Below are 20,729 nucleotides of genomic sequence, written 5' to 3'. Positions count from 1 at the left end.
GGCACGGGTACTTGTGGCCGCGGGGGCCCGTGGGCTCACCGGCTCGGCGGCGTCACGCTCACCAGGAAACGTGCGGTCTCCTCGCCCTCGTTGACGTAGCGGTGCGGGACACGGGAGTCGAAGGTGCAGCTGTCGCCCGGCCCCAACTCGTAACGCCCGTCGCCCGCTTCGACGACGAGGCTGCCGCTCAGCAGCAGCACGCACTCCTCGGACGGATGGCTGTACCGCTCGTCGGAGGACGACCCGCCCGGCTCCAGCGTCCCTTCCAGGACCTCGAGCCGCGCCGACCCGGCCGACACCCGCGTGTACTCGATCCCGCCCTGCGGCGAGCGCACCTGAATCCGCCGCTCGCGCCGCACCACCGCGACCTCCTCCGCCTCGTCCTGCCGGAACAGGTCGAACAGCGGAAGCCCGAGCGCGGCGGAGAGCCGGCGCAGCGTCTCCAGACTGGGGTCGGTGAGCCCGCGCTCGACCTGACTCACCAGCCCGGTCGACACCCCGGCCGCCACCGACAGCTGGCGCACGGTCATCTTGTGGGCCTTGCGCAGCTCACGTATCCGATTACCGATCACGGGGCGAGGCTAGACCACCGCCGCTCGTCCTCCGAGGGGCCGGTCAATTGATCCGCCGCGCCGTCCCCGCCCACGCCTTGTCCCGCAGGACGTACTTCTGGATCTTGCCGGTCGACGTCTTGGGGAGTTCGCCGAAGGTCACCGACTTCGGGGCCTTGAAGCGGGCGAGGCGGGCGCGGACGTGGTCGATGATCTCCGCGGCGGTCGCCGAGGCGCCGTCCCGGAGGGTGATGTACGCGGCCGGAACCTCGCCCCAGCGTTCGTCGGGGACCGCGATCACCGCCGCCTCCAGGACCGCCGGGTGGTCCATGATGGCCTGTTCGACTTCGACCGACGCGATGTTCTCGCCGCCCGAGACGATGACGTCCTTGGAGCGGTCGCGGAGCTCGACGTAGCCGTCGGGGTGCACGACGCCGATGTCGCCGGTGCGGAACCAGCCGTCCGGAGCGGCGGCCGCCGTCGCCTCCGGGTCGTCCAGGTAGCCGAGCATGACGTTGTTGCCGCGCAGTGCGATCTGGCCGGTGGTCGTGCCGTCCGCCGGGACGTCGGTGCCGTCGTCGGCGATCACGCGGGCCGTGCACGAGATCATGTTGCCCACGCCCTGCCGGGCCTTGAGGCGGGCCTGCGCCGCGCCGTCCAGGGAGTCCCACTCGGGCCGCCAGTCGCAGAGCATCGCGGGCCCGTACGTCTCCGTGAGCCCGTACAGGTGCGTGACGTCGAAGCCCAACTCGCCCATCCTGCGCAGGATCGCGGGGAAGGGCGGGGCGCCGCCCGTCGCCATGCGGATCGTGCGGCCCTTCGGCAGCGGGGCGGCCTCCGGGGCGTAGGCGATCATCGAGAGGACCGTGGGCGCGCCGTTGAGGTGTGTCACGCCCTCCTCGCGGATCAGCCGCCACACCTCGGCCGGGTCGAGCTTCGGAAGGCACACATGTGTGGCCGCCGCCGCGGTCACCGCCCACGGGAAGCACCAGCCGTTGCAGTGGAACATCGGCAGCGTCCACAGGTGCACCGAGGACGGGGTGAGTCCCGTGTGGGCGACCATCGCGACCGCTTGCAGGTACGCGCCTCTGTGGTGGTACATGACGCCCTTGGGGCGGCCCGTCGTGCCCGAGGTGTAGTTGACGGCGAGGAGGGAGCGTTCGTCGGCCGGGGTCTCGTGGAGCGGCTCGGCACCGGCGAGCAGCGACTCGTACTCCTCGCCCGACCTGATGCGGCGGGGCGGGGTGTCCAGGCGGGCCAGCGCGTCGTCCACCAGGAGGTCGAAGGACGGGTCGTGGATCAGCACGGCCGCCTTCGAATGGCTCAGGATGTACGCCACTTCGGCCGCCGCGAGCCGCGTGTTGACCGCCACGAGCGGCACGCCTGCCCACGGCACACCGTAGTGCGCCTCCAGGAGTTCGTGGGTGTTCGGGGCCAGGACCGCCACAGGCCGTCCGTCGGCCAGCGGGGCGAGAGCGCCCGCCAGACGGGTGCAGCGGTCGTGCAACTCCGCGTAGGTCCAGCGCCGTTCACCGTCGATGACCCCGATCCGGTCGCCGTGCGCCGAGGCGGCACGGTCCAGGTACGCGGTGGGGGTCAGCGGCTCGTACGACAGGGCGTCGAGGTCGGTGACGGTTTCCGGCATGGTGGCCTCCTGAGGGAGAGCGGGGTCCCGACACCGGCTCTACCCCGTTCCGTGGCGGCCAAGCCGTGGGAACAGCGCCCGCCGCGCCTCGCCCGCGACGTCGTGCACGAGCGGCGCCAGTTCCTTGAAGTCCACCGCCTGCCGGTCCCCGCACAGGGACAGCGCCGCCGTGGCCTGGCCGCAACCGCGCAACGGCGCGGCGATGCAGCGGACGCCGGACAGCGTCTCCTCGTTGTCGACGGCCAGGCCCTCGCGCCCCCGGATCCTGGCCAGTTCCTGGCGCAGATCCGCGGCCGTGCGCAGGCTGCGTGCGGTGCTCTGGGGGAGCCGGCCGCGGTACGCCGAGTCGACCAGGCCGGGTTCGAGGGTCGCGAGGATCGCCTTGCCGACGGCCGTCGTGTGCGCGGGCAGCCGGGCGCCGAGCCGGGTGGGAAGGCGGGCCGCCGGGCGGCCGCCCGCCTTGTCGAGGAAGACCACCTCGCGCCCGTCGAGGACGGCGAGGTGTCCCGCGAGCCCGGTGCGCCGGCACATCTCGTGCAGCAGCGGCGTGACGACGTCCCTGATCTCGCTGTGCCCCGCGGCCCGTCCGCCGAGCTCCAGCGGGCGCATGCCGAGGCGGTAGCCGCCGGTGGAGTGGGTGAGCCAGCGCAGCCGGATCATCTGGTCGAGGATGCGGTGCAGCGTCGAGCGCGGCAGGCCCGTGCGGTCGATGAGGTCGAGCAGGGAGAGGCTCGGGGTGTGCGGCTCGAACGCGTCGAGGATGACCGTCATGCGTTCGATCATCGAGATCGGGGCGGCGGGGGACGGGCCGCGAGGCTCTGCTGTGTTGGTGTCTGCCGTCGCCGGTGTCGTCATGGTCGCCTCCCTGGTGGGTGTGCTGACCGGGATCGCCAAGTGTCGACCGAACGGGGGCACGCGGGGGAGTCCCTTGCGGGCTTCGCGTCGCGCATATACAGAATCCTCACTTCTGCGCAGGGCTCGGACCGGCTGCCGGCCGTCCGTCGGTGAGTCCCACTGAGCGGGAGTGGCGGGCCCGGTGAGCGGGACGCGGCCGCCGGGCCCCTTCCGGGTGGCGCCGCGCACCCACAGAGTGCGGCACGTCAGCCGGATCTGACGGTCTGTCAAGTCTGGTGGGCCCACCCGAGCCTCAAGGCCACGTCTACGTGAAGGGCATCGATGTCCGAGCGAGGAACTCACGCCGTCCCCCGGCGGGCCCGCGCGCTCTGCGGGGCGGGCACGGCCGTGCTTCTGGTGCTGTTGCCCGCGGCGACCGGTGCGGCGGGCGCCGCAGAACCGGAAGCGGCCGAGGGAGAGGACTGCCCGGTGACCGCGACGGCGCAGGGCGTGCAGGTGACCGTGAGCGCGAGCAACGACACACTGCTGTCGGCGCCCGCCGGGGTGGGCATCCCGGTGGCCAGGTCCTGTGTGAACTACGCGGTCGGCGAGTCCTCGGGGTGGGCGAGCAGCCCGTTCCCCGGTGAGACGGTCATCTCCGCCCCCGCGCTCATCGGCGGCCAGACAGGGCAGAAGTTCCCCGACTACCCGCTGTACGCGGCCTCCAAGTACCCGTCCGAGGACAGCGCGAAGGCCGGCAAGGCCCCGCACACCATGCGCGCGCACAGCACCAAGACGTCCACCGACGCGGTGGCCGGCACCGTCCTGGGCAAGGACGCGACCGGCGCCTCCACCAGGACGGCCGCCCACTCCTCCGTCGACCCCGACGCCCTCACCGGCACGGCGGAGGCGAGCGCCGACACCCGGCCCTGGTCCGTGAACGGCGTCCTCGACATCGGCCGCATCCGCAGCTCGGCCGACGCCTCCGTCGACCGCTCCGGGAAGGTCGTCCGCGACTCCGAACTCGCCATCGGCCGCACCGAGATCGCGGGCCAGGGCGTGGAGATCACACCGGACGGGCTCAAGGTCGCGGGAAAGGCCCTGAAGCTGCCCGGCGGAGGCACCGGCGGGGCGGACCCGGCCGAGACGCTGACGCAGGCCCTCGCCAAGGCCGGCGTCAAGCTCCGCTACCTGGACGAGAAGCGGACCAAGCACGGCATCGTGTCCGCCGGACTCGAGGTGCGGGCCCGCCAGCAGGACACCCGGTCCGGGTCCGTCTACACCGTCACCTATGTCTTCGGCCGCGCCTCCGCCGACGCAGGACGCGTCGAGGCACCTCCCGGCACCGGCGGCATGCCACCCGCCCCCGCCCCGCAAGCCCCCTCCGGGACGGGCGGCGGTGATGGTGCGGGGGCGCCCGCACCCACCGGCGGAGGCGGCGCCGACACCCCGAAGACACCGTCCGACGGCGGCGGATCCCCGTCAGGGCCCAAGGACACCCGGACCGTCCGACTCGCCACCAATCCGACCGACATGGGTGTCACCGGCCTCTACATCGTGCTCGCGTTCGGCGCCGTGGCCACGTTCGCCGCCGGCACCCTGCTGCGCCTGTTGGGAGTGAAGACTCGATGGACCTCGTGACCCGGATACGCAGTCAGTGGGACCGGCTGACCGCCGCGCTCACCGCGCTCGCGGGCGCCGTGACCCTCGTCCTCGGCTGGCGCGGGGTGAGCGGCACGCCGTACCCCGCCGAGCAGCTGCCGTACGTGATCAGCGCCGGGCTCGGCAGCCTGTTCCTGCTCGGCCTGTCCAGCGCGCTCTGGCTCTCGGCCGACCTGCGCGACGAGTGGCGCAAGCTCGACCGCATCGAGCAGGCGTTGCGGACGGGCGGCGGGGCGGCTCCCTCCGTCGCGGCCCCCGGCGGCTCCGAGACACCGACTTCCGCGGCCGTACCCGAAGGGAGCCTCCGATGACCGGCGCCGACCCGCGCGCCGTCCCCTGGCGCGACCGCGACGTCGTCACCGTCTGCGGTACGAGCCTGGCCGGGATCGCCCTGATCGTGACCGCGTGGTTCGGCGCGAGTGCCACGGTGTCGACCGCCCGGCAGGCGGCCTGGACGAACCTCGGCGTCGCCGGATTCGCGGTCGGCGCGGGCGGCCTCTGTCTGTGGCTGCTGCGGGCCCGCCGGGCGCTGGGGGAGCGGCGCGTGACGCTGATCGCCCTCGCGCCCGCGGACGACGACGAGGACACACGGACCAGGCCCACGCCTCGGACCAGGAGCACGGACGACACACTCGCCCTGCCGCTCGTGCGCGCCGAGGGCATGGACCGCCCGCACCGGCCTCACTGCCCGCTGGTCGCGGGCAAGGAGGTGACGCCGGCCGCGGTCGGCGCGGGTGAACCGTGCGGGGTGTGCGCGCCGTGAACGAACTGCTGCCGTTCCTCGTCGTCGGCGTCACCACCGGATCCGTGTACGGACTCGCCGCCATGGGACTCGTCCTCACCTACAAGACCTCGGGCATCTTCAACTTCGCGCACGGGGCCATCGCCGCGATCTCCGCGTTCGTCTACTACGACCTGCGGACGCTGCGCGGCCTGCCCTGGCCCGTGGCGCTCGCCGTCGCCGTGGTCGTGGTGCCGCCGGTCGTCGCGCTGCTCATGGAACGCGTCACGCGCACCCTCGCCGCTGCGACCGTCGCCACCAAGGTCGTCGCCACCGTCGGCCTGCAACTCGTCGTCACGAGCGCGCTGATCGCCGGCTACGGCAGCTCGGCCCTCGACTTCCCCGGCTTCCTGCCCACCGACACGGTCACGGTGATCGGCGTGCACGTCGGCATCGACCAGCTGACCTCGGCGATCGTCGCGGCGGCCGGAGCGCTCGGGTTCTTCGTCTTCTTCCGGCTGTCCTCGATGGGCGTACGGATGCGGGCGGTCGTCGACGACCCGGATCTGCTGGAACTCTCCGGTACGAGTGCGTTCGCGGTACGCACCCGGGCCTGGCTCATCGGCTGCTGGTTCGCCGCCGCGTCCGGCATCCTGCTGGCGCCCCAACTCGGCCTGGACGTCCTGCTGTTGACCCTCCTGGTGGTGCAGGCGTACGGAGCCGCGGCCGTCGGACTCTTCTCCAGCCTCCCCCTCACCTACGCGGGCGGGCTGCTCATCGGCGTCCTCTCCGCGCTCGCCACGAAGTGGGTCGCCACGTCCGAGACACTCTCGGGCCTGCCGCCCGCGATGCCGTTCGTGGTGCTGTTCGCCGTGCTGCTGCTCGTCGGCCGGGGCAGGCTCGCCGAGATCGGCGCACACCGTCCCGCGCCCGCCTCGAAGCCACTGGTGAGCCGCGCCACCGGCCGGATCGTGGCCGTGGTCGCGGTGGTGCTCGCGGGCTGCGTCCCGCTCGTCGCGGCGTCCAAACTCCCCGTCTACTCCTCGGCGTTGGTGTACGTCCTGATCTTCGCCTCGCTGCAGCTCCTCGTGTGCACCTCGGGGCAGGTCTCGCTGGCGCACGCCGCGCTGGTCGCGGTGGGTGCCTCGACGTTCTCCCACCTCGCGGTCGGCGCCGGACTGCCCTGGCTGCTGGCCGTGCTCCTCGCCGGCGTCGTCGCCGTGCCCGTCGGCATGCTGGTGGCGATCCCCGCGATCCGGCTCTCCGGCCTCTATCTCGCCCTGGCCACCTTCGGCCTCGGACTGCTCCTGGAACGGGCGATCTACGGCACGACCTGGATGTTCGGCAAGACCAACACGCTGCCCGCGCCCCGCCCCGGCCTCTTCGAGGGCGACGAGGCCTTCTACTACGTCCTCCTCGCCTTCGCCGTCGCGGGCTCCCTGCTCATCGCCCTCGTCGGCCGAAGCCGCCTCGGTCGGCTGCTGCGCGCCATGGCCGACTCGCCCACGACGCTCTCCACGCTCGGCCTCGGGGTGAACGTCACCCGCGTCACCGTCTTCGCCATCTCGGCGTTCGTCGCCGGTGTCGCGGGCGCTCTGTACGCGTCCCAGGGCCGCTCGGCGACGGGCGCGCCCTTCCTCTCGTACACCTCGCTGACCTGGCTGACCGTCCTGATCCTGTGCGCGGGCCTGCGCTCGGCGGGCCCGCCCCTCGCGGCGGTCCTCGTCGCGGTCGTCCCCGCGTATCTCACCAACGACACCTTCGCCCAGGCACTCCCGGTCCTCTTCGGCTTCGGCGCGCTCCTCGTCGCGCTGTACGAGGCGGGTGCGGCGAGGCGCCGCGGCACGGGAGCGCCCGCCCCGGAGGAGTCGCACGGCTCGCGCGCCGACGAACGCCTCGGGGCGCCGGGCCCGGCGGCGCAGCGCCTGACGGCGGCGAGGAAGGCCCGCGCCGCGCGGTCGGCGCCGGCGCGGATCCGGGTGGGTCCGGGGCTGCGGAAGGAGACGGCGCGATGAACGGGACATCCGACGCGAACGTGGACGGGCTCGAGATCGACGACCTCACCATCCGTTTCGGCGGGAACACCGCCGTCGACTCCGCCGCCTTCGCCGCCCCGCTCGGCCGCGTCACCGGACTCATCGGGCCCAACGGGGCCGGGAAGACCACCACCTTCAACGCTTGCTCCGGGCTGCTGCGGCCCACCCAGGGGGAGATCCGGCTGTTCGGCAGGAACATCACCGGACGGACGCCCGCCGCTCGCGCAGGGCTCGGCCTCGGCCGGACCTTCCAGCGCATGGACCTGTTCGACTCGCTCACCGTCGAGCAGAACATCGCGCTCGGACGCGAGGCCGGGCTCGCCCGCGGCAACCCCTTCAGACAGCTCGTGGCCACCCCCGCCGAGTCGAAGGCCGTACGGGCCGCCACCGAGGAGGTGCTCGAACTGTGCGGCCTCGGCGCCCTGCGCCACGAGATCGCGGGCTCACTCTCGACCGGGCAGCGCCGCCTCGTCGACCTCGGCCGCGTTCTCGCCGGGGACTTCAGGCTGCTGCTGCTCGACGAGCCGTCCTCGGGCCTCGACACCGCCGAGACGGAGAAGTTCGGCGCCATCGTCACCAGGGTCGTCGCCGAACGCGGCTGCGGAGTGCTCCTCGTCGAGCACGACATGGGCCTCGTCATGTCGGTCTGCGACCACCTCTACGTACTCGACTTCGGCCGGCTGATCTTCGAGGGCACACCGGCCGAGGTGCGTGCGAGCCCCGCCGTGCGCGCCGCCTACCTCGGATCGGAGGCCGCGTAGTGCTGGAACTCGACGACATCGACGCCGGATACGGCGGCGCCCGCGTCCTGCGCGAGGTGAACGTGTGGCTCCCGCCCAAGTCCGTCGTGGCGCTGCTCGGCACCAACGGGGCGGGAAAGACAACCCTGTTGAGAGTCGCGTCCGGGCTGCTGGCACCCACCTCCGGGCGCCTCACCATCGACGGCAAGGACCTCACGGGCAAGCGCCCGCACGCCCTCGCCCGCGCGGGTGTCTGCCATGTCCCCGAAGGGCGCGGGGTGTTCCCGACCCTGACGGTCAAGGAGAACATCCTCATCCAGGCGGCCGGCGGCGACGTCGACGAAGCCGTGGAACGTGCCGTCACCGCCTTCCCGGTCCTCGGTGAGAAGCTCGGCCAGCTCGCGGGCTCGCTCAGCGGCGGCCAGCAGCAGATGCTGGCCCTCGCCCGCGCCCATGTCACCGACGCCGACTACGTACTGCTCGACGAGGTGTCGATGGGCCTCGCCCCCGTCGTCGTCGACGAGATCTTCGAGTTCCTCGGCAGGCTGGCCGAGGACGGCCGGGCCCTGCTCCTCGTCGAGCAGTACGTCTCCCGCGCCCTCGAACTCGCCGACTACGTCTACCTGATGAACCGGGGCCGTATCGAATTCGCCGGAGAACCGGGCGAGTTGGACGGCGACCGGCTCGTCGCGCAGTACCTGGGCGCGCACACCTGATCCCCCTCGCATGCCACTTCGTTCCCGCTCCGGAGGAGAACCATGACCCCAACCCGTACACGCGCCGGCCTGGCGGCCGTGGCGGCGCTGAGCCTGGTGCTCGCCGCCTGCGGCAGCCGGGTCGACCACGACACCGTCGTACGCTCCGTGGGCAGCGGCGGAAAGGTAGCCACCGGGGCCGCGGGCTCGGACACCGGAGTGGGCGCCGACGGCTCGTCCGGCTCCACCACGCCGGACGACGGCTCGAAGGCCGACGGGACGTCCGGCAGCGGGACCGGAGCCGGTGGGGCCGGTGCTGACGGTGGCGGCTCGGCGTCCGGCGGCGGTGGCGGAAAGGCGGGCGGCGGCAGGTCCGGCGGCGGCCCCATCGTCATCGGCAGCGTCGGTACGACATCGGGACCCGGCGGCGTCGCCTTCGCCCAGGGCCCGCGCGCCCTCCAGGCATGGGCGGCCACCGTCAACGCGAACGGCGGCATCAAGGGCCGCCAGGTCAAGGTCATCGTCATGGACGACGGCGCCGACGCCTCCAAGGGCCGCAGCCAGATGCAGGAGCTGGTCGAACAGCGCAAGGCCGTCGCGATCGTGGCCTCCTTCACCACCACGCAGACCATGAACGCCTGGAGGAGCTACGTGGAGAAGAAGCAGGTCCCCGTCATCGGCGGCGACTGCTCCACCACCGCGTGGACCGCGAGCCCCATGCTGTTCAGCGAGTGCCCCGGCACCAACTCGGCGCTCGACGGACTCGCTCAGGTCGGCGCGAAGTACGGCAAGGGCAAGAAGCTCGGCGCCCTCTTCTGCACCGACTCCGACGCCTGCACCCATGTGCACGAGCGGTTCTTCGGCAGTGGGAACGCCGCCAAGCGCTACGGCCTCGACCCCGTCTACAACGCGAAGATCTCCGTCACCCAGCCCGACTTCACGGCCGAGTGCATCCAGGCGCGCAACGCGGACGTCGACCTGATGCTGGTGACCGGCGACCCCAACACCGTGAACCGGGTCGCCTCCTCGTGCAGCCGGCAGAACTTCAACCCGCAGTTCCTGCAGCCGGGCGCCACCGTCGACGGCACCACCGCCTCCAAGCCGGGCCTGAAGAACGTCCTGGCGGTGACCCCGGTGTTCCCCTTCAAGGGCTCGTCGGCGGCCGGGTTCGGGCAGTTCAACTCGGCCTGGAACAAGTACGGCGGCGGCAAGGTGCCCGGCCCCTCGGCCGCGCAGGGCTGGGCCTCGGCGAAGGTGTTCGAGAAGGCGGCGCGCGGCGCCGGTGACATCACCAGGGCCGGACTGATCAAGGAGCTGCGCACCTTCCGCGGCCAGCGCTTCGACGGCCTGACCGTCCCGCTGACGTACACCGGTAAGGGCTCGAACGACACCAAGTGCGCCTTCGGGATGCGGGGTTCGGGCGGCCGGTGGACGGCGATGTCCGGTGGAAAGGCGTTCTGCTGGTGAGCCGCCGACCGGACCGCACCCGCGACAGGCGGCGCACCCTGCTGTGGCACCAGATCCTCACCGGGGCGGTCGCCGTGGCGGCGACGGGCGGCATGGCCACGGCGACGGTCTGGCAGCTGGCGGACATGGCACCGGTGTCGGCCACGCGTGCGCCGTCGCCCGGCGCGCAGGCGGGCGGCGGCAGCCCACCGCTGTACCCGCAGGCGCCGACGGAGATCCCGGGGACGCGCCCGGTGCCGTTCAAGACCGGGAAACGCGACGGTGGGAAGCCTCCGAAGGACCTCCCGGCGCTCCCGACGGCGCACGGGATTCCCGGCCGGGTCCTCGCCGCCTACCGGAGCGCCGTCAAGGATCTCGCGTCCGAATCGCCGGGGTGCGGGCTACGCATGCCGCTGCTCGCGGCGATCGGCCGGGTGGAATCCGGGCATGCGCGCGGCGGCGCCCTGGACGGGAACGGCCGTACGCGAACCCCGATACTCGGCCCGCGCCTCGACGGCGGCCCGGACATGGCCGCCATCCACGACTCGGACGGCGGGGCCTGGGACGGCGACCGCACCTGGGACCGTGCCGTGGGCCCCGCCCAGTTCATCCCCTCCACGTGGCGCCACTGGGGCAGCGACGGCAACGGTGACGGAGCCCGCGACCCGCACCAGATCGACGACGCGTGGCTGGCGGCGGGCCGCTACCTGTGCGCGGCGGGCGGCGACCTGACGCGCGGCGCCGGAATCCGCAGGGCGGTGCTGGCGTACAACCACTCGGATTCCTACCTGGAGTTGGTGCTGAGCTGGATGCGGGTGTACGGGAACGGGGCCGTGCCGACGGCCGGGTTGCCGGGAGACGGGGAAGCGCCGGGCAAGCCCGGGAGGTCCGAGAAGCCGGACAAGGGCCAGGGGAGAGGGAAGGAGGAGGACGGAAAGCGGAAGGGCCACGGAAAGGGCGGCAAGGAGCCGGGCTCGCCCTCTGCCACCACGCCCGGCCCCTCGCCGTCGGAGAGCCCGTCGGGCGGCGGCAAGCGGCCGTCGGAACCCAAGCTGCCGAGCCTTCCCAGTCCCACCTTCCGGTTGCCGACCTCTGGTCACACGCCCTCGCCGCTGCTTCCCTCGCGCCGGTCGAAGTGAGCCCGGGAGGTCAGGCGTCGGCGAGCTGCGTGTCCAGCGCGGCGAGGAGCCAGTCGTGGGCCGTGCCCGGAGTCGGCTCCGGGCGACCGCCTTCCGGGGTGGTCAGCTCCGCCACCAGGTCCCAGTAACGGTCGAGACGCGGATCGGAGGCGAGCTGCCCTGCGAGGCCGCGGCGGAAGGCCGGGGTGTCGCGGGCCCTGGTCACGCTCGCGTACGTCGCGACGAAGCAGTCGAGCGCCTCACCAGGGGTGGGGGCCCGGCCCGCCCGTATCGGCTCGGCCGCCAGGTCGTAGGCCTCGGCCAACCCGGCGTACAGGACCGAGGATTCGCGCGCCCCGGCCGTGCTGTGCGCGGCGGGCTGCGTCGGTCCCGTGTCCGGCGTGCACGGGCGTGACACCAGCGCGCACAGCCGCGCGAAGGCGAGCACCTGGCCCGGGGACGGGGAGTCGGGCGGGGACGGAACGGCGGCCTCCAGAAAGGCCGTTCGCGACGAGGCCAGCATGCGGGGCGGCAGCCAGGCCCGCCAGAATCTGGCCAGTGGCGCCGTGCTCGGCGGGGTGTCCAACGCGCCGACGAGCCGCAGCCGGTCCGCCCGCTCCTGCGGCGGGCACTCCTGAACGAGGCGCAGCGCCGCCTCCTGCCAGCGCAGCGCACTGAGCTGCGAGCCGAGGGTGCGCAGCTGTCCCGCGACGGCGTCCTCCAGCACCCCGTCCGCCCCCGACCGCTCGTCGACGATGCGCCGCACCTCGGGAACGGGCAGGCCCAGACCGCGCAGTGAGCGGATCATGCGGAGCCGGTCGAGGGCGTCCGAGTCGTACCGGCGGTGCCCGCCCGCGCTGCGGGTGCGCTCCGGCAGCAGGCCGTTGTCGGAGTAGAAGCGGACCGTCTTGACGGTCGTGCCCGCATGCTCGGCGAGCTCACCGATGGACCACAGCCCGTCGGGCGAGCCGGACGGCCCGGGCGAGTCGGTCGACAGCTGCACTTGAACCTCCCTCAGGGGGAGTTCCTAACGTACCTCCCGCCACTGACAGCCACTGCTGGAGGACGGGGAAATGACGGAGTTCGTACTGGTGCCGGGCCTGTTCACGGGCCCGGACGCGTGGCGGGAGACGGCCGGGAAACTGGCGGCCGAGGGCGCGAGGACCCACGTGGTGGACCTCGGGCCGGCCCAGGACCTGGACGCGCACATCGCAAGGGTCGTAGCGGCCATCGACACGATCACAGAGGGAGCCGAGGAGGGCCAGGGTGTCGTCCTCGTCGGGCACGATTACGGCGTGTATCCGGCGGTGGGCGCGGCCGACCTGCGGGCCCATCGCATCGCGCGGCTGGTCTACCTCGACACGGGACCGGTGCAGGACGGCGCCGTGGCCCTCGCCGCGGTCCCCGACCAGGAACTGCGCGAACGCCTCACCAAGGAGGAGAACACCAAGGGAGAGCTTCCGGCCCCCACGCGGGAGGAATGGCGGCGCTGGGGAAGCACCGTCGGCGTCTCCGACGAGGCCCTCGACCGGCTGACCGCCCACGCCGCTCCCCACCCGCTCGGCACGCTCCTGCAACCGTTGCGTCTGACCGGCGCGGGGGACCGCCTGCCGACCACCGGGGTGCTGTGCGCGGAGAGCGGCGCGACCATCGACACCGTCCGCATGCTGCTCAGCTTCGGCGACCCGACGATCAAGGCGCTCGCCCGCCCCGACGTGACCTTCTTCGAACTGCCCACCGGGCACTGGCCGATGCTGTCCTGCCCGGACGAACTCGCCGACGTGCTGCTGCGCGCGGCGGCCGACGAAGGCACGCGGCTCGAACCCGTGGGCGAGCCGGAGACGACACAGACCGGATACCTCCGGCCCTTCCTCCTGGACGTGCCGGAGATCCCGCGCGAACGGCGCGGCGCCATCGACCTGTACGTTCCCGAGGGCGTGTCGGCGGAGCCCCGCCCGGCGGTCGTGATCGTGCACGGCGGCCCCGTCCCTGAGGACGCACGGCCGTCTCCGCGCGACTGGCCGACCCTGATCGGCTACGCCCGCCTCGCGGCGTCACGCGGCGCGATCGGCGTCACCCTGGACCACCGGCTGCACGCGGTCACGGCGTATCCGACGGCGGCCGAGGACGTGGCCGCCGCGGTGGCCGAGGTGCGCGCCGACCCGCGGGTCGACGCCGACCGGATCGCGCTGTGGTTCTTCTCCGGCGGCGGCCCCCTGACGGCGCCGTGGCTGAGCGAGGCCCCGCCGTGGCTGCGCTGCCTGGCGGCCAGCTACCCGATCATGGCGCCGCTGCCCAGCTGGGGCGTGAACGATCCCCGGTTCCGGCCCGCGGAGGTGGTGGCCCACGGCGGGACGTCCCCATTCGTCCTCATCCGGGTCGGCCGCGAGGCCCCCGCGGTCGCGACGACGGTAGCCGAGTTCGTCGCCGCGGCCGAGTCGGCCCACGCCCCGCTGGACATCATCGACGTACCGGGAGCGCCCCACGCCTTCGAGGGCCTCGACCACAGCGATGCCGCACGCGAGGCGGTGAGGGAGGCGATGGGGCGGGTGTTGGGCCGGTTGGGGCTGGAGTGAGGAGGTCCGCCCCGACGGCTGCTCTATCGCGCCTGCCGTCCACCGCCGTCAGCCTCCGTACAACTCGCTGAGCAACGCGATGGCCGCGTGTGTACGGGGGTGTGGGTCCCGCTCGTCCCATATCACCCGCACCGGCACCGGATCTGCGCCCGACACCGGGCGGAAGACGACGCCCTCGCGCCGGTACTGGGCGACGGTGGCCTGCGGGGTGACCCCGACGCAGCGGCCAGTGGCGATGGCGGCGAGCCAGTCGTCCACGTCGGCCGTGTACTCGACGTCGCCGTGCGGATCGCCCGGCCACAGGTCCGCGGTCGTCGTGCCGGTGCGCCGGTCCACCACGACGGTGCGTTCACGGATGTCCGCGAGGGGGACGCGGCGGCGTTTGGCCCAGGGATCGTCGGCTGCCATCACCACATAGCGGGGCTCGTGGCCGACGACGGCGGAAGCGCAACGTCCGCGCAGATCCGCCCGGTGGCGTACGACGGCGAGATCGCAGGCGCCCTCGGCGAGGCCGCCAGTGGGGCTGTTGTGCCGCACAAGGTGCAACTCGACGTCCGAGTAACGCTGATGCCAGCGCCGCTGGAACTCGGTGGTGTGCCGACCGAACGCTCCCCAGGCGTGCCCGATCCGTAGCCGCGTGTGCCCTGTGGTGGCCTCGCGCACGAGGTTCTCGGCATCGGTGAGCAGCTGCCGGGCGTGGTGGACGACCCGGACGCCGGTGGTGGTGGGCGTGACGGTGCGACTCGTGCGGTGCAGGAGGCGGACGCCGAGCACGTTCTCCAGCGCGTGCAGGGTGCGGGACACCGAGGCCTGGGAAATGCCGAGTTGGATTGCCGCGTCGGTGAAGCTGCCCGTGTCGACGATCGCGAGCAGACAGCGCAGATGCCGCAGTTCGAGACCGGCGAGACCGCTTCCTTCATCCATACGCTCAGCGTATGCGAGACACGCGTCATGCATTTTGCGTATGGCTTGGGCGGGGCGAACCTCACACCATGACGATCACACCCCACCCCTCCGCGCAGCCGACCCGCAGTGCCGCCGGTGCCCACGCGGGCGGTGTCGCACTGATGCTCGGCAGCGGCCTTTCGAACCAGGTCGGCGCGTCGCTGGGAGCCCTGGCGTTCCCCGTGCTCGGCCCGGCGGGTGTCGTGTCCGTACGTCAATGGGTCGCCGCCGTCGTGCTGTTGACGGCGGGCCGCCCGCGCATACGCTCCTTCACCGCCGCTCAGTGGCGCCTGGTGCTGGCCCTGGCCGCCGTCTTCGCCACGATGAACCTGACGCTGTACCTCGCCATCGACCGGATCGGCCTGGGCCTCGCGGTCACCCTCGAATTCCTCGGACCGCTCACCGTCGCCCTTGCCGGGTCGAGGCGTCGCCTCGACCTGCTCTGCGCCCTCGCGGCGGCGGGGGCCGTCGTCGTGCTGACCCGGCCGCGGCCGAGCACGGACTACCTCGGCATCGGGCTGGCTTTGGTCGCCGCAGCGTGCTGGGGCTGCTACATCCTGCTCAACCGGGCCGTGGGCAACCGCCTCCCCGGCCTCCAGGGCTCGGCCGCGGCGGCCGGCGTATCCGGCCTGCTCTACCTGCCGATCGGCATCACGGTCCTGTACCTGCACCCGCCGACCGTCACGGCGTTCCTCTGCGCCCTGGCGGCCGGCGTCCTGTCCTCCGCCGTCCCGTTCCTTTCCGACCTCCTGGCCCTGCGCCGGGTCCCCGCCCGTTTCTTCGGCGTGTTCATGAGCGTCAACCCGGTCTTCGCGGCACTGGTGGGACTCCTGGTGCTGGGCCAGCACCTCGACCGCCCGGCTTGGTTGGCGATCGCCGTCATCGTGGCGGCGAACGCGGCCGCCGTGAGCACCGGTACGCGAGTCGCTCAGCGGTCTACCGACATCTGAACCCGCGGGCCCGCGGTCTCGCGCACGCCCAGCACGACCGTGACGAGTGCGTGTCCGGATCCCTGTCGGCCCTAGACCTGGCATCCAGGGAACGTGAACTCGCGGGAAGGGCCATCGAGTACGCGGACCAAGTGTCGTCGGCGCTCGGCCATTTGCACTGAGTGACCGGCCTCTGGATCACTCCGACCACGCTGCTGTCGCGACAGCACGCTCCCGCCACTGCCGCGCCCCCGCCCCGCCCACCTCCCACCGATCGCAGAACTGGCGCAGCTCCTCACACCTGGCCAGCATGGCTGCCCTGCGCACAGGCCAGGTAGGCACGTCTCCGCCGTAGGACCGAAAGAAGGGGGCCAGCGCGACCCGGTGCGCGGGGTGGTGCATCCGCACGATCCACTCGCACCAGGCCAGGTCCTCCACCGGAGCGCCGAAGTGGGTGAACTCCCAGTCGACGACGGCCGTGACCTCGAACGTGTCCGGGTCGAAGAGCAGGTTGTTGGGGCCGAAGTCGCCGTGTACGAGGACCTCGTTCGCCCCGCGCGCGCCCAGGGCGGGCACGGGCGGAGTGAGTTCGTGGATCCGGCGGAGCAGCTTCCCGCAGCGCGCCAAGACCTGCGCGGCGTGCCCGGCGTCCAGCAATTCCTGCCCCGGTATGCCTGGCAGGCACTCGAGTTTCAGGGTGGTCGCGGTCGCGCCAAGTACTGGAGGGACGGGCAACTGGCCCTGGAGATGCGGGAGCAGCGTGCGTTCGCGGCGCAGTCTCAGTGCGGCGTCGGGGCCGTCGTAGGCCTTCTCCACGACCGTGCCGTCGGCGAGCGTGCGGTTGGTGTAGCCGTGTTTCAGCGGACGCATGCGCTGATCATCGGCCAAGGGCGGGCTGTCGGCAACGGCATCGATCGGGGCCAGTTGCCGTCTCACATGTCCCGCTCCAGCAGCGCGCGAAAGCTGCCCGGTGCTCGCCCGGTGACGCGCTGGACCGTGTCCGTGGTGCGGTCCTCCGTGCCCTCGGCGATCGCCCGGTCCATGGCGGCCAGCATCGCGGCGAATTCTTCCGGGACCGGGTCCGGGATCTGCGTCGCCAGGCGGTCGCGCAGCTGCTCGTACGAGAGTTGCTGGTGGGACACGGGGTGGCCGGTGACCTCGGTGAAGAGGCGTGCGATGTCGTCGTAGGAGAGGGCCTCGGGGCCGGTGAGGACGAGGTCGGTGTTGGGGGCGACGTCGTCGGTCAGGGCGCGGACGGCGACGGCCGCGATGTCCTCGGCGTCGACGAAACCGACCCGGCCGCTCCCGGTCGCGGTCCGCACGACGCCCTCCTCGCGGATGCTCACGGCGTGCGCGTGCGAACCGGTGAAGTTCTGCATGAACCACGAGGGCCGCAGCACCGCCCAGTTGTCGAAGAGTTTGGGCAGTTCCTGGTGGACCGTTCCGACCGCCGGTCCGCCCTCGGGGATCGCGGAGGCGCTCAGCAGCACCGCGCGGTGGACACCTGCTGCGCGGGCCCGGCGGAAGAACGGCAGCATGACCGCCGCGGGGTCGGAGTCGCCGACGGGCGGGACGAGGTAGACACGGTCGACTCCGTCGAGGGCGGTGTCGTGGGTGGCGGGGTCGTACCAGTCGAAGCGGACCGGCTCCGTGCCGGGGACCGGCGTCGCGCGACGGCCGGCGGCTCTGGCCCGGTGGCCGGCAGCCGTGAGGTGTGCGGCGACGCGACTGCCCGTCGTTCCGGTGGCGCCGATGACCAGTGTGGTGGCGGAGGCGGTGGTCATCGGGTGCTCCCGGCGAAGTCCGCGCCGTCCTGCTGGACGGCCAGAGGGTTCCAGTAGTCGCGGTACGACGTGATGCGTCCGGCCTCGACGGTGACGACGGCGATGTAGGTCATGTCGAAGGGGCGGTCGGTCTCGATCAGGCGGCCGACGCCGCGCATCTCGACCACGATCGTCCGCGGATCGGTGGTCTCGTGAATGCGCAGTTCGGGGAAGTCGTGCAGGTCGATGTGGTCGGGATAGTGGCGCATGTACGACGCGACGGCCTGCTTGCCGTCCAGTCGCGGCGGCCAGCCCGGGGGAGCGAAGGGGAACTCCATCACGCCGTCCTCGGCCCACAGGCCGACCCAGCCGGCGATGTTCTTGTCGAGGAGCAGTGTGAGGCTGTGGCGGAAGAGGTCGGCCGGGGCGGCAGGTGCGGACACGCGTGTCTCCTTCTCGTAGAATGCGGACCGTGGGTCCGTTTCGAAGGTAGCGGACCGCGGGTCCGTTTTGCAATGAGAGGAAGAAGCGCATGCCGCCCGAGCGCAAGCCCCGCAAGGACGCCGCCCGCAACCGCGAGGCCGTCCTCGCGGCCGCCGACGCGCTGTTCGCCCGTGGCACGAGCCCCGAGGACGTCACCATGGCCGACATCGCGGCGGAGGCGGGCGTCGGCAAGGGCACGCTCTTCCGGGCCTACGGCGACCGTTCAGGACTGCTCCGCGCGCTGTACGAGGCACGGTTCGAACCGGTCACCGAGGCCGTCGAATCCGGCCCGCCCCCGCTCGGCCCCGACACACCGCCGCGGCAGCGTGTCCCCGCCCTGCTCGACGCCGTGCTGTGCTTCAAGCTGGACAACCGGCGCCTCGCGCTGGCCCTCGAGGGGAGCGGCAGCGGCAGCCCGTACCAGGCGGAGCACTACGAGCGGTGGCACGGCCTGCTCCGAGCCGTGCTGGAGCGGATTCCCGGTCTCGGTGACGGCGACTTCACCGCCCACGCCCTGCTGGCCGCCACACGCGCCGACCTCGTCGAGCATCTGGCCGGGCAGGAGCACGTCCCGCGCGAACGGATGCGGGCCCAACTGGCGGACTTCGCGGCCCGCGTGATGGCCGACGCGCCGAGCGAGTCGTGAGGTCCCGCCACTGTCTCAGTGCAGCGCCTGCGCCCCTATGACGGACAGCAGCCGCAGCTTCTCGTGGCTCTCGCTGCCGGGGACGGCCGTGTAGACGAGGAGCAGATGGGACTGGCCGGGGTCGACGAGCGTCTGGCACGTCAGCTCCAGCGCGCCGACCTCGGGGTGCACGAAGTGCTTCACCTCGTGCGGGCGGATACCGACCTCGTGGTCGTCCCACACCCGGCGGAACTCCTCGCTCTGCGCGAGCAGCAGGTCGGCGTAGTGGGCCGCGCGCGAACCGGGCCCCCGGAGCGTCGCCACGCCCCGCAGGCCCGAGACGAACATGCGGGTCAGGAAGGCGTGGTCCTCGGGGGCGTAGAGGCTGCGCGTGGCGGGGTCGGTGAACCAGCGGTAGCCGATGCTGCGGGACGGGCCGGTGTGGACGGTCTGGTCGCCGGTGAGCGCGACGCAGAGCGGGGTCTGGCGCAGGGTCTCGCCGAGCTCGGTGACGATCTCCGCGGGGGTGTCGTGGAGGCGGTCGAGGATGCGCAGCAGGCCGGGGCCGATGTGCGCGCTGTCCGCGCCGCGCGGGGGCGGGGTGTGTCCGGCGAGCCGGAACAGATGGTCGCGCTCGTCGAGGGAGAGATGGAGGCCCTGCGCGATGGCGGCGATCATCTGCTCGGACGGGTGGGGGCCGCGCTCACGCTCAAGCCGTGCGTAGTAGTCGGTCGACATGTGGCACAGCCCGGCGACCTCCTCGCGGCGCAGACCGGCGGTCCTGCGGCGTCGCCCACGGGGCAGGCCGACGTCCTCGGGCTGAAGCGACTCACGGCGGCGCCTGAGGAACTCCGCGAGTCCGGTCCGGTCGATCACTCTTGCCTCCGTCACGCCGCGCACCGCTCCTGACGCCCATTTCTACCGCCCCGACGAAGCCCCAACCACGGACTGACGATCCCCCCTTCACGGGTTGCCGTCACCACGGCGCCGTCCGAGGCTCTGGGCATGCCCCGCAAACCGATCGACATCACCGTCCCCGACCTGTCCGGCAGGCGCGCCGTCGTCACCGGAGCGAGCGACGGCATCGGGCTCGGCCTCGCCACCAGGCTCGCCGCGGCCGGTGCCGAAGTGGTCCTGCCCGTCCGCAACCCGCGCAAGGGCGAGGCGGCGCTCGCCACGATCCGCGAGCAGGCCCCGCACGCGAACGTGTCGCTCCGCGAACTCGACCTGTCCTCGCTCGACTCCGTCGCGGCCCTCGGCGAGACCCTGCGGGCCGAGGACCGGCCGATCCACCTGCTCATCAACAACGCCGGCGTCATGACCCCGCCCGACCGGCAGACCACCACGGACGGCTTCGAGCTGCAGTTCGGCACCAACCACCTCGGCCACTTCGCCCTCGTCGCCCAGCTGCTGCCGCTGTTGCGTGCCGGCCGGGCACGGGTGACCTCGCAGGTCAGCGTCGCGGCCAACCAGGGCGCCATCAACTGGGACGACCTGAACTGGGAACGCTCCTACGACGGCATGAAGGCCTACAGCCAGTCGAAGATCGCGTTCGGACTCTTCGGCCTCGAACTCGACCGGCGCAGCCGGGCCCACGGCTGGGACATCACCAGCAACCTCTCCCACCCCGGCGTCGCCCCGACGAACCTGCTCGCCGCCCGCCCCGAGGTCGGCCGCGCCAAGGACACCCTGGGCGTCCGCCTGATCCGGGTGCTGTCCGCCCGCGGCATCGTCGTCGGCACGGTCCGCACCGCGCAGCTCCCGGCCCTCTACGCCGCCACCTCCCCGGACGCCGAACGCGGCCGCTTCTACGGCCCGCGAGGAATCGGGCACATGGGCGGCCCGCCCGCGGAACAGAAGCTCTACTCGCGCCTGCGGGGCACGGAGGAGGCGCGGCGGGTGTGGCAGGTCTCCGAAGACCTCACGAAGGTGACCTTTCCCCGCGATGACTAGCCGACTG

Annotated in this window: 21 protein-coding genes; 12 read left to right on the top strand and 9 right to left on the bottom strand. The window is 72.6% G+C overall.

What is annotated here, in order from left to right; translation table 11 throughout:
• Positions 1–35: 35 nt before the first annotated feature.
• The 3 genes from ACZ7L4_RS25020 to ACZ7L4_RS25010 are packed head-to-tail and all read right to left on the bottom strand — an operon-like array spanning position 36 to position 3,051.
• Positions 36–572 (bottom strand): helix-turn-helix domain-containing protein, encoded by a 537-nt coding sequence (locus ACZ7L4_RS25020; protein ID WP_472105767.1) that lies wholly within the window; start codon positions 570–572, stop codon positions 36–38.
• A gap of 43 nt (positions 573–615) precedes the next feature.
• Positions 616–2,196 (bottom strand): acyl--CoA ligase family protein, encoded by a 1,581-nt coding sequence (locus tag ACZ7L4_RS25015; protein ID WP_472105765.1) that lies wholly within the window; start codon positions 2,194–2,196, stop codon positions 616–618.
• 39 nt (positions 2,197–2,235) lie between these two features.
• Complete coding sequence (locus ACZ7L4_RS25010) at positions 2,236–3,051, bottom strand: IclR family transcriptional regulator (RefSeq protein ID WP_472105763.1); 816 nt, start codon at positions 3,049–3,051, stop codon at positions 2,236–2,238.
• Between the two features lie 321 nt (positions 3,052–3,372).
• Here ACZ7L4_RS25010 and ACZ7L4_RS25005 point away from each other — a divergent pair, with 321 nt between their 5' ends.
• From ACZ7L4_RS25005 to ACZ7L4_RS24970, 8 genes are read left to right on the top strand one after another with little or no spacing between them, the layout of a single operon-like run.
• Positions 3,373–4,671 carry a hypothetical protein gene (locus ACZ7L4_RS25005; RefSeq protein ID WP_472105761.1) on the top strand — a complete coding sequence of 433 codons (1,299 nt, stop codon included), beginning with the start codon at positions 3,373–3,375 and terminating at the stop codon, positions 4,669–4,671.
• The gene (locus ACZ7L4_RS25000; RefSeq protein WP_472105759.1) at positions 4,659–5,003 is read left to right on the top strand and encodes a hypothetical protein; all 345 of its coding nucleotides are present in this window, start codon (positions 4,659–4,661) and stop codon (positions 5,001–5,003) included. The genes ACZ7L4_RS25005 and ACZ7L4_RS25000 overlap by 13 nt, the downstream gene beginning before the upstream one ends.
• Entirely contained in the window at positions 5,000–5,455 is a 456-nt protein-coding gene (locus tag ACZ7L4_RS24995; RefSeq protein ID WP_472105757.1) for a hypothetical protein, read from the top strand. The genes ACZ7L4_RS25000 and ACZ7L4_RS24995 overlap by 4 nt, the downstream gene beginning before the upstream one ends.
• Positions 5,443–7,428 (top strand): branched-chain amino acid ABC transporter permease, encoded by a 1,986-nt coding sequence (locus ACZ7L4_RS24990; protein ID WP_472105756.1) that lies wholly within the window; start codon positions 5,443–5,445, stop codon positions 7,426–7,428. The genes ACZ7L4_RS24995 and ACZ7L4_RS24990 overlap by 13 nt, the downstream gene beginning before the upstream one ends.
• Complete coding sequence (locus tag ACZ7L4_RS24985) at positions 7,425–8,210, top strand: ABC transporter ATP-binding protein (protein ID WP_472105754.1); 786 nt, start codon at positions 7,425–7,427, stop codon at positions 8,208–8,210. The genes ACZ7L4_RS24990 and ACZ7L4_RS24985 overlap by 4 nt, the downstream gene beginning before the upstream one ends.
• On the top strand, positions 8,210–8,905 hold the full coding sequence (locus tag ACZ7L4_RS24980) for an ABC transporter ATP-binding protein (RefSeq protein WP_472105752.1): 696 nt from the start codon (positions 8,210–8,212) through the stop codon (positions 8,903–8,905). Before ACZ7L4_RS24985 ends, ACZ7L4_RS24980 begins: the two co-directional genes overlap by 1 nt.
• Before the next feature lie 42 nt (positions 8,906–8,947).
• A complete protein-coding gene (locus tag ACZ7L4_RS24975) occupies positions 8,948–10,351 on the top strand; it encodes an ABC transporter substrate-binding protein (protein ID WP_472105750.1) in 1,404 nt (467 codons plus the stop codon).
• On the top strand, positions 10,348–11,469 hold the full coding sequence (locus tag ACZ7L4_RS24970) for a lytic transglycosylase domain-containing protein (RefSeq protein WP_472105748.1): 1,122 nt from the start codon (positions 10,348–10,350) through the stop codon (positions 11,467–11,469). Before ACZ7L4_RS24975 ends, ACZ7L4_RS24970 begins: the two co-directional genes overlap by 4 nt.
• Before the next feature lie 10 nt (positions 11,470–11,479).
• On the opposite strand, the gene ACZ7L4_RS24965 is transcribed toward ACZ7L4_RS24970, so the two are convergent.
• Positions 11,480–12,451 (bottom strand): helix-turn-helix domain-containing protein, encoded by a 972-nt coding sequence (locus tag ACZ7L4_RS24965; RefSeq protein WP_472105746.1) that lies wholly within the window; start codon positions 12,449–12,451, stop codon positions 11,480–11,482.
• A 70-nt stretch (positions 12,452–12,521) separates the two neighbouring features.
• On the opposite strand from ACZ7L4_RS24965, the gene ACZ7L4_RS24960 reads away from it, so the two are divergent.
• The gene (locus tag ACZ7L4_RS24960) at positions 12,522–14,024 is read left to right on the top strand and encodes an alpha/beta fold hydrolase (RefSeq protein ID WP_472105744.1); all 1,503 of its coding nucleotides are present in this window, start codon (positions 12,522–12,524) and stop codon (positions 14,022–14,024) included.
• Positions 14,025–14,072: 48 nt separating this feature from the next.
• On the opposite strand, the gene ACZ7L4_RS24955 is transcribed toward ACZ7L4_RS24960, so the two are convergent.
• Positions 14,073–14,948, bottom strand: coding sequence for a LysR family transcriptional regulator (locus ACZ7L4_RS24955; protein ID WP_472105742.1), 876 nt, complete (start codon positions 14,946–14,948; stop codon positions 14,073–14,075).
• 68 nt (positions 14,949–15,016) lie between these two features.
• On the opposite strand from ACZ7L4_RS24955, the gene ACZ7L4_RS24950 reads away from it, so the two are divergent.
• Complete coding sequence (locus ACZ7L4_RS24950; RefSeq protein WP_472105740.1) at positions 15,017–15,919, top strand: EamA family transporter; 903 nt, start codon at positions 15,017–15,019, stop codon at positions 15,917–15,919.
• 177 nt (positions 15,920–16,096) lie between these two features.
• On the opposite strand, the gene ACZ7L4_RS24945 is transcribed toward ACZ7L4_RS24950, so the two are convergent.
• The 3 genes from ACZ7L4_RS24945 to ACZ7L4_RS24935 form a co-directional block, all read right to left on the bottom strand.
• Complete coding sequence (locus ACZ7L4_RS24945) at positions 16,097–16,768, bottom strand: aminoglycoside phosphotransferase family protein (protein WP_472105738.1); 672 nt, start codon at positions 16,766–16,768, stop codon at positions 16,097–16,099.
• 62 nt (positions 16,769–16,830) lie between these two features.
• A complete protein-coding gene (locus ACZ7L4_RS24940) occupies positions 16,831–17,682 on the bottom strand; it encodes an NmrA family NAD(P)-binding protein (RefSeq protein WP_472105736.1) in 852 nt (283 codons plus the stop codon).
• On the bottom strand, positions 17,679–18,104 hold the full coding sequence (locus ACZ7L4_RS24935) for a nuclear transport factor 2 family protein (protein WP_472105734.1): 426 nt from the start codon (positions 18,102–18,104) through the stop codon (positions 17,679–17,681). The genes ACZ7L4_RS24940 and ACZ7L4_RS24935 overlap by 4 nt, the downstream gene beginning before the upstream one ends.
• Before the next feature lie 89 nt (positions 18,105–18,193).
• Between ACZ7L4_RS24935 and ACZ7L4_RS24930 the strand changes: the two genes are divergently transcribed.
• On the top strand, positions 18,194–18,790 hold the full coding sequence (locus ACZ7L4_RS24930; protein ID WP_472105732.1) for a TetR/AcrR family transcriptional regulator: 597 nt from the start codon (positions 18,194–18,196) through the stop codon (positions 18,788–18,790).
• A gap of 15 nt (positions 18,791–18,805) precedes the next feature.
• Here ACZ7L4_RS24930 and ACZ7L4_RS24925 read toward each other — a convergent pair whose 3' ends face one another.
• Positions 18,806–19,645: a helix-turn-helix transcriptional regulator gene (locus ACZ7L4_RS24925; RefSeq protein ID WP_472107335.1), complete on the bottom strand. Its 840-nt coding sequence runs from the start codon at positions 19,643–19,645 to the stop codon at positions 18,806–18,808.
• Positions 19,646–19,774: 129 nt separating this feature from the next.
• On the opposite strand from ACZ7L4_RS24925, the gene ACZ7L4_RS24920 reads away from it, so the two are divergent.
• On the top strand, positions 19,775–20,722 hold the full coding sequence (locus tag ACZ7L4_RS24920) for an SDR family oxidoreductase (RefSeq protein WP_472105730.1): 948 nt from the start codon (positions 19,775–19,777) through the stop codon (positions 20,720–20,722).
• Positions 20,723–20,729 lie beyond the last annotated feature (7 nt).

The organism is Streptomyces sp. NPDC107575 (assembly GCF_055657265.1).
The sequence above is the reverse complement of the archived record's forward strand: the minus strand, read 5'-3'. Positions and strand labels throughout refer to the sequence as shown.

Bases quoted from the DNA above. Each gene is read 5' to 3' on its own strand.
- ACZ7L4_RS24975 (WP_472105750.1), top strand. From the start codon at position 8,948: ATGACCCCAACCCGTACACGCGCCGGCCTGGCGGCCGTGGCGGCGCTG.
- ACZ7L4_RS24945 (WP_472105738.1), bottom strand. From the start codon at position 16,768: ATGCGTCCGCTGAAACACGGCTACACCAACCGCACGCTCGCCGACGGC.
- ACZ7L4_RS25005 (WP_472105761.1), top strand. From the start codon at position 3,373: ATGTCCGAGCGAGGAACTCACGCCGTCCCCCGGCGGGCCCGCGCGCTC.
- ACZ7L4_RS25010 (WP_472105763.1), bottom strand. From the start codon at position 3,051: ATGACGACACCGGCGACGGCAGACACCAACACAGCAGAGCCTCGCGGC.
- ACZ7L4_RS24960 (WP_472105744.1), top strand. From the start codon at position 12,522: ATGACGGAGTTCGTACTGGTGCCGGGCCTGTTCACGGGCCCGGACGCG.
- ACZ7L4_RS24940 (WP_472105736.1), bottom strand. From the start codon at position 17,682: ATGACCACCGCCTCCGCCACCACACTGGTCATCGGCGCCACCGGAACG.
- ACZ7L4_RS24995 (WP_472105757.1), top strand. From the start codon at position 5,000: ATGACCGGCGCCGACCCGCGCGCCGTCCCCTGGCGCGACCGCGACGTC.
- ACZ7L4_RS24950 (WP_472105740.1), top strand. From the start codon at position 15,017: ATGACGATCACACCCCACCCCTCCGCGCAGCCGACCCGCAGTGCCGCC.
- ACZ7L4_RS25000 (WP_472105759.1), top strand. From the start codon at position 4,659: ATGGACCTCGTGACCCGGATACGCAGTCAGTGGGACCGGCTGACCGCC.
- ACZ7L4_RS25015 (WP_472105765.1), bottom strand. From the start codon at position 2,196: ATGCCGGAAACCGTCACCGACCTCGACGCCCTGTCGTACGAGCCGCTG.
- ACZ7L4_RS24920 (WP_472105730.1), top strand. From the start codon at position 19,775: ATGCCCCGCAAACCGATCGACATCACCGTCCCCGACCTGTCCGGCAGG.
- ACZ7L4_RS24955 (WP_472105742.1), bottom strand. From the start codon at position 14,948: ATGGATGAAGGAAGCGGTCTCGCCGGTCTCGAACTGCGGCATCTGCGC.
- ACZ7L4_RS24930 (WP_472105732.1), top strand. From the start codon at position 18,194: ATGCCGCCCGAGCGCAAGCCCCGCAAGGACGCCGCCCGCAACCGCGAG.
- ACZ7L4_RS24985 (WP_472105754.1), top strand. From the start codon at position 7,425: ATGAACGGGACATCCGACGCGAACGTGGACGGGCTCGAGATCGACGAC.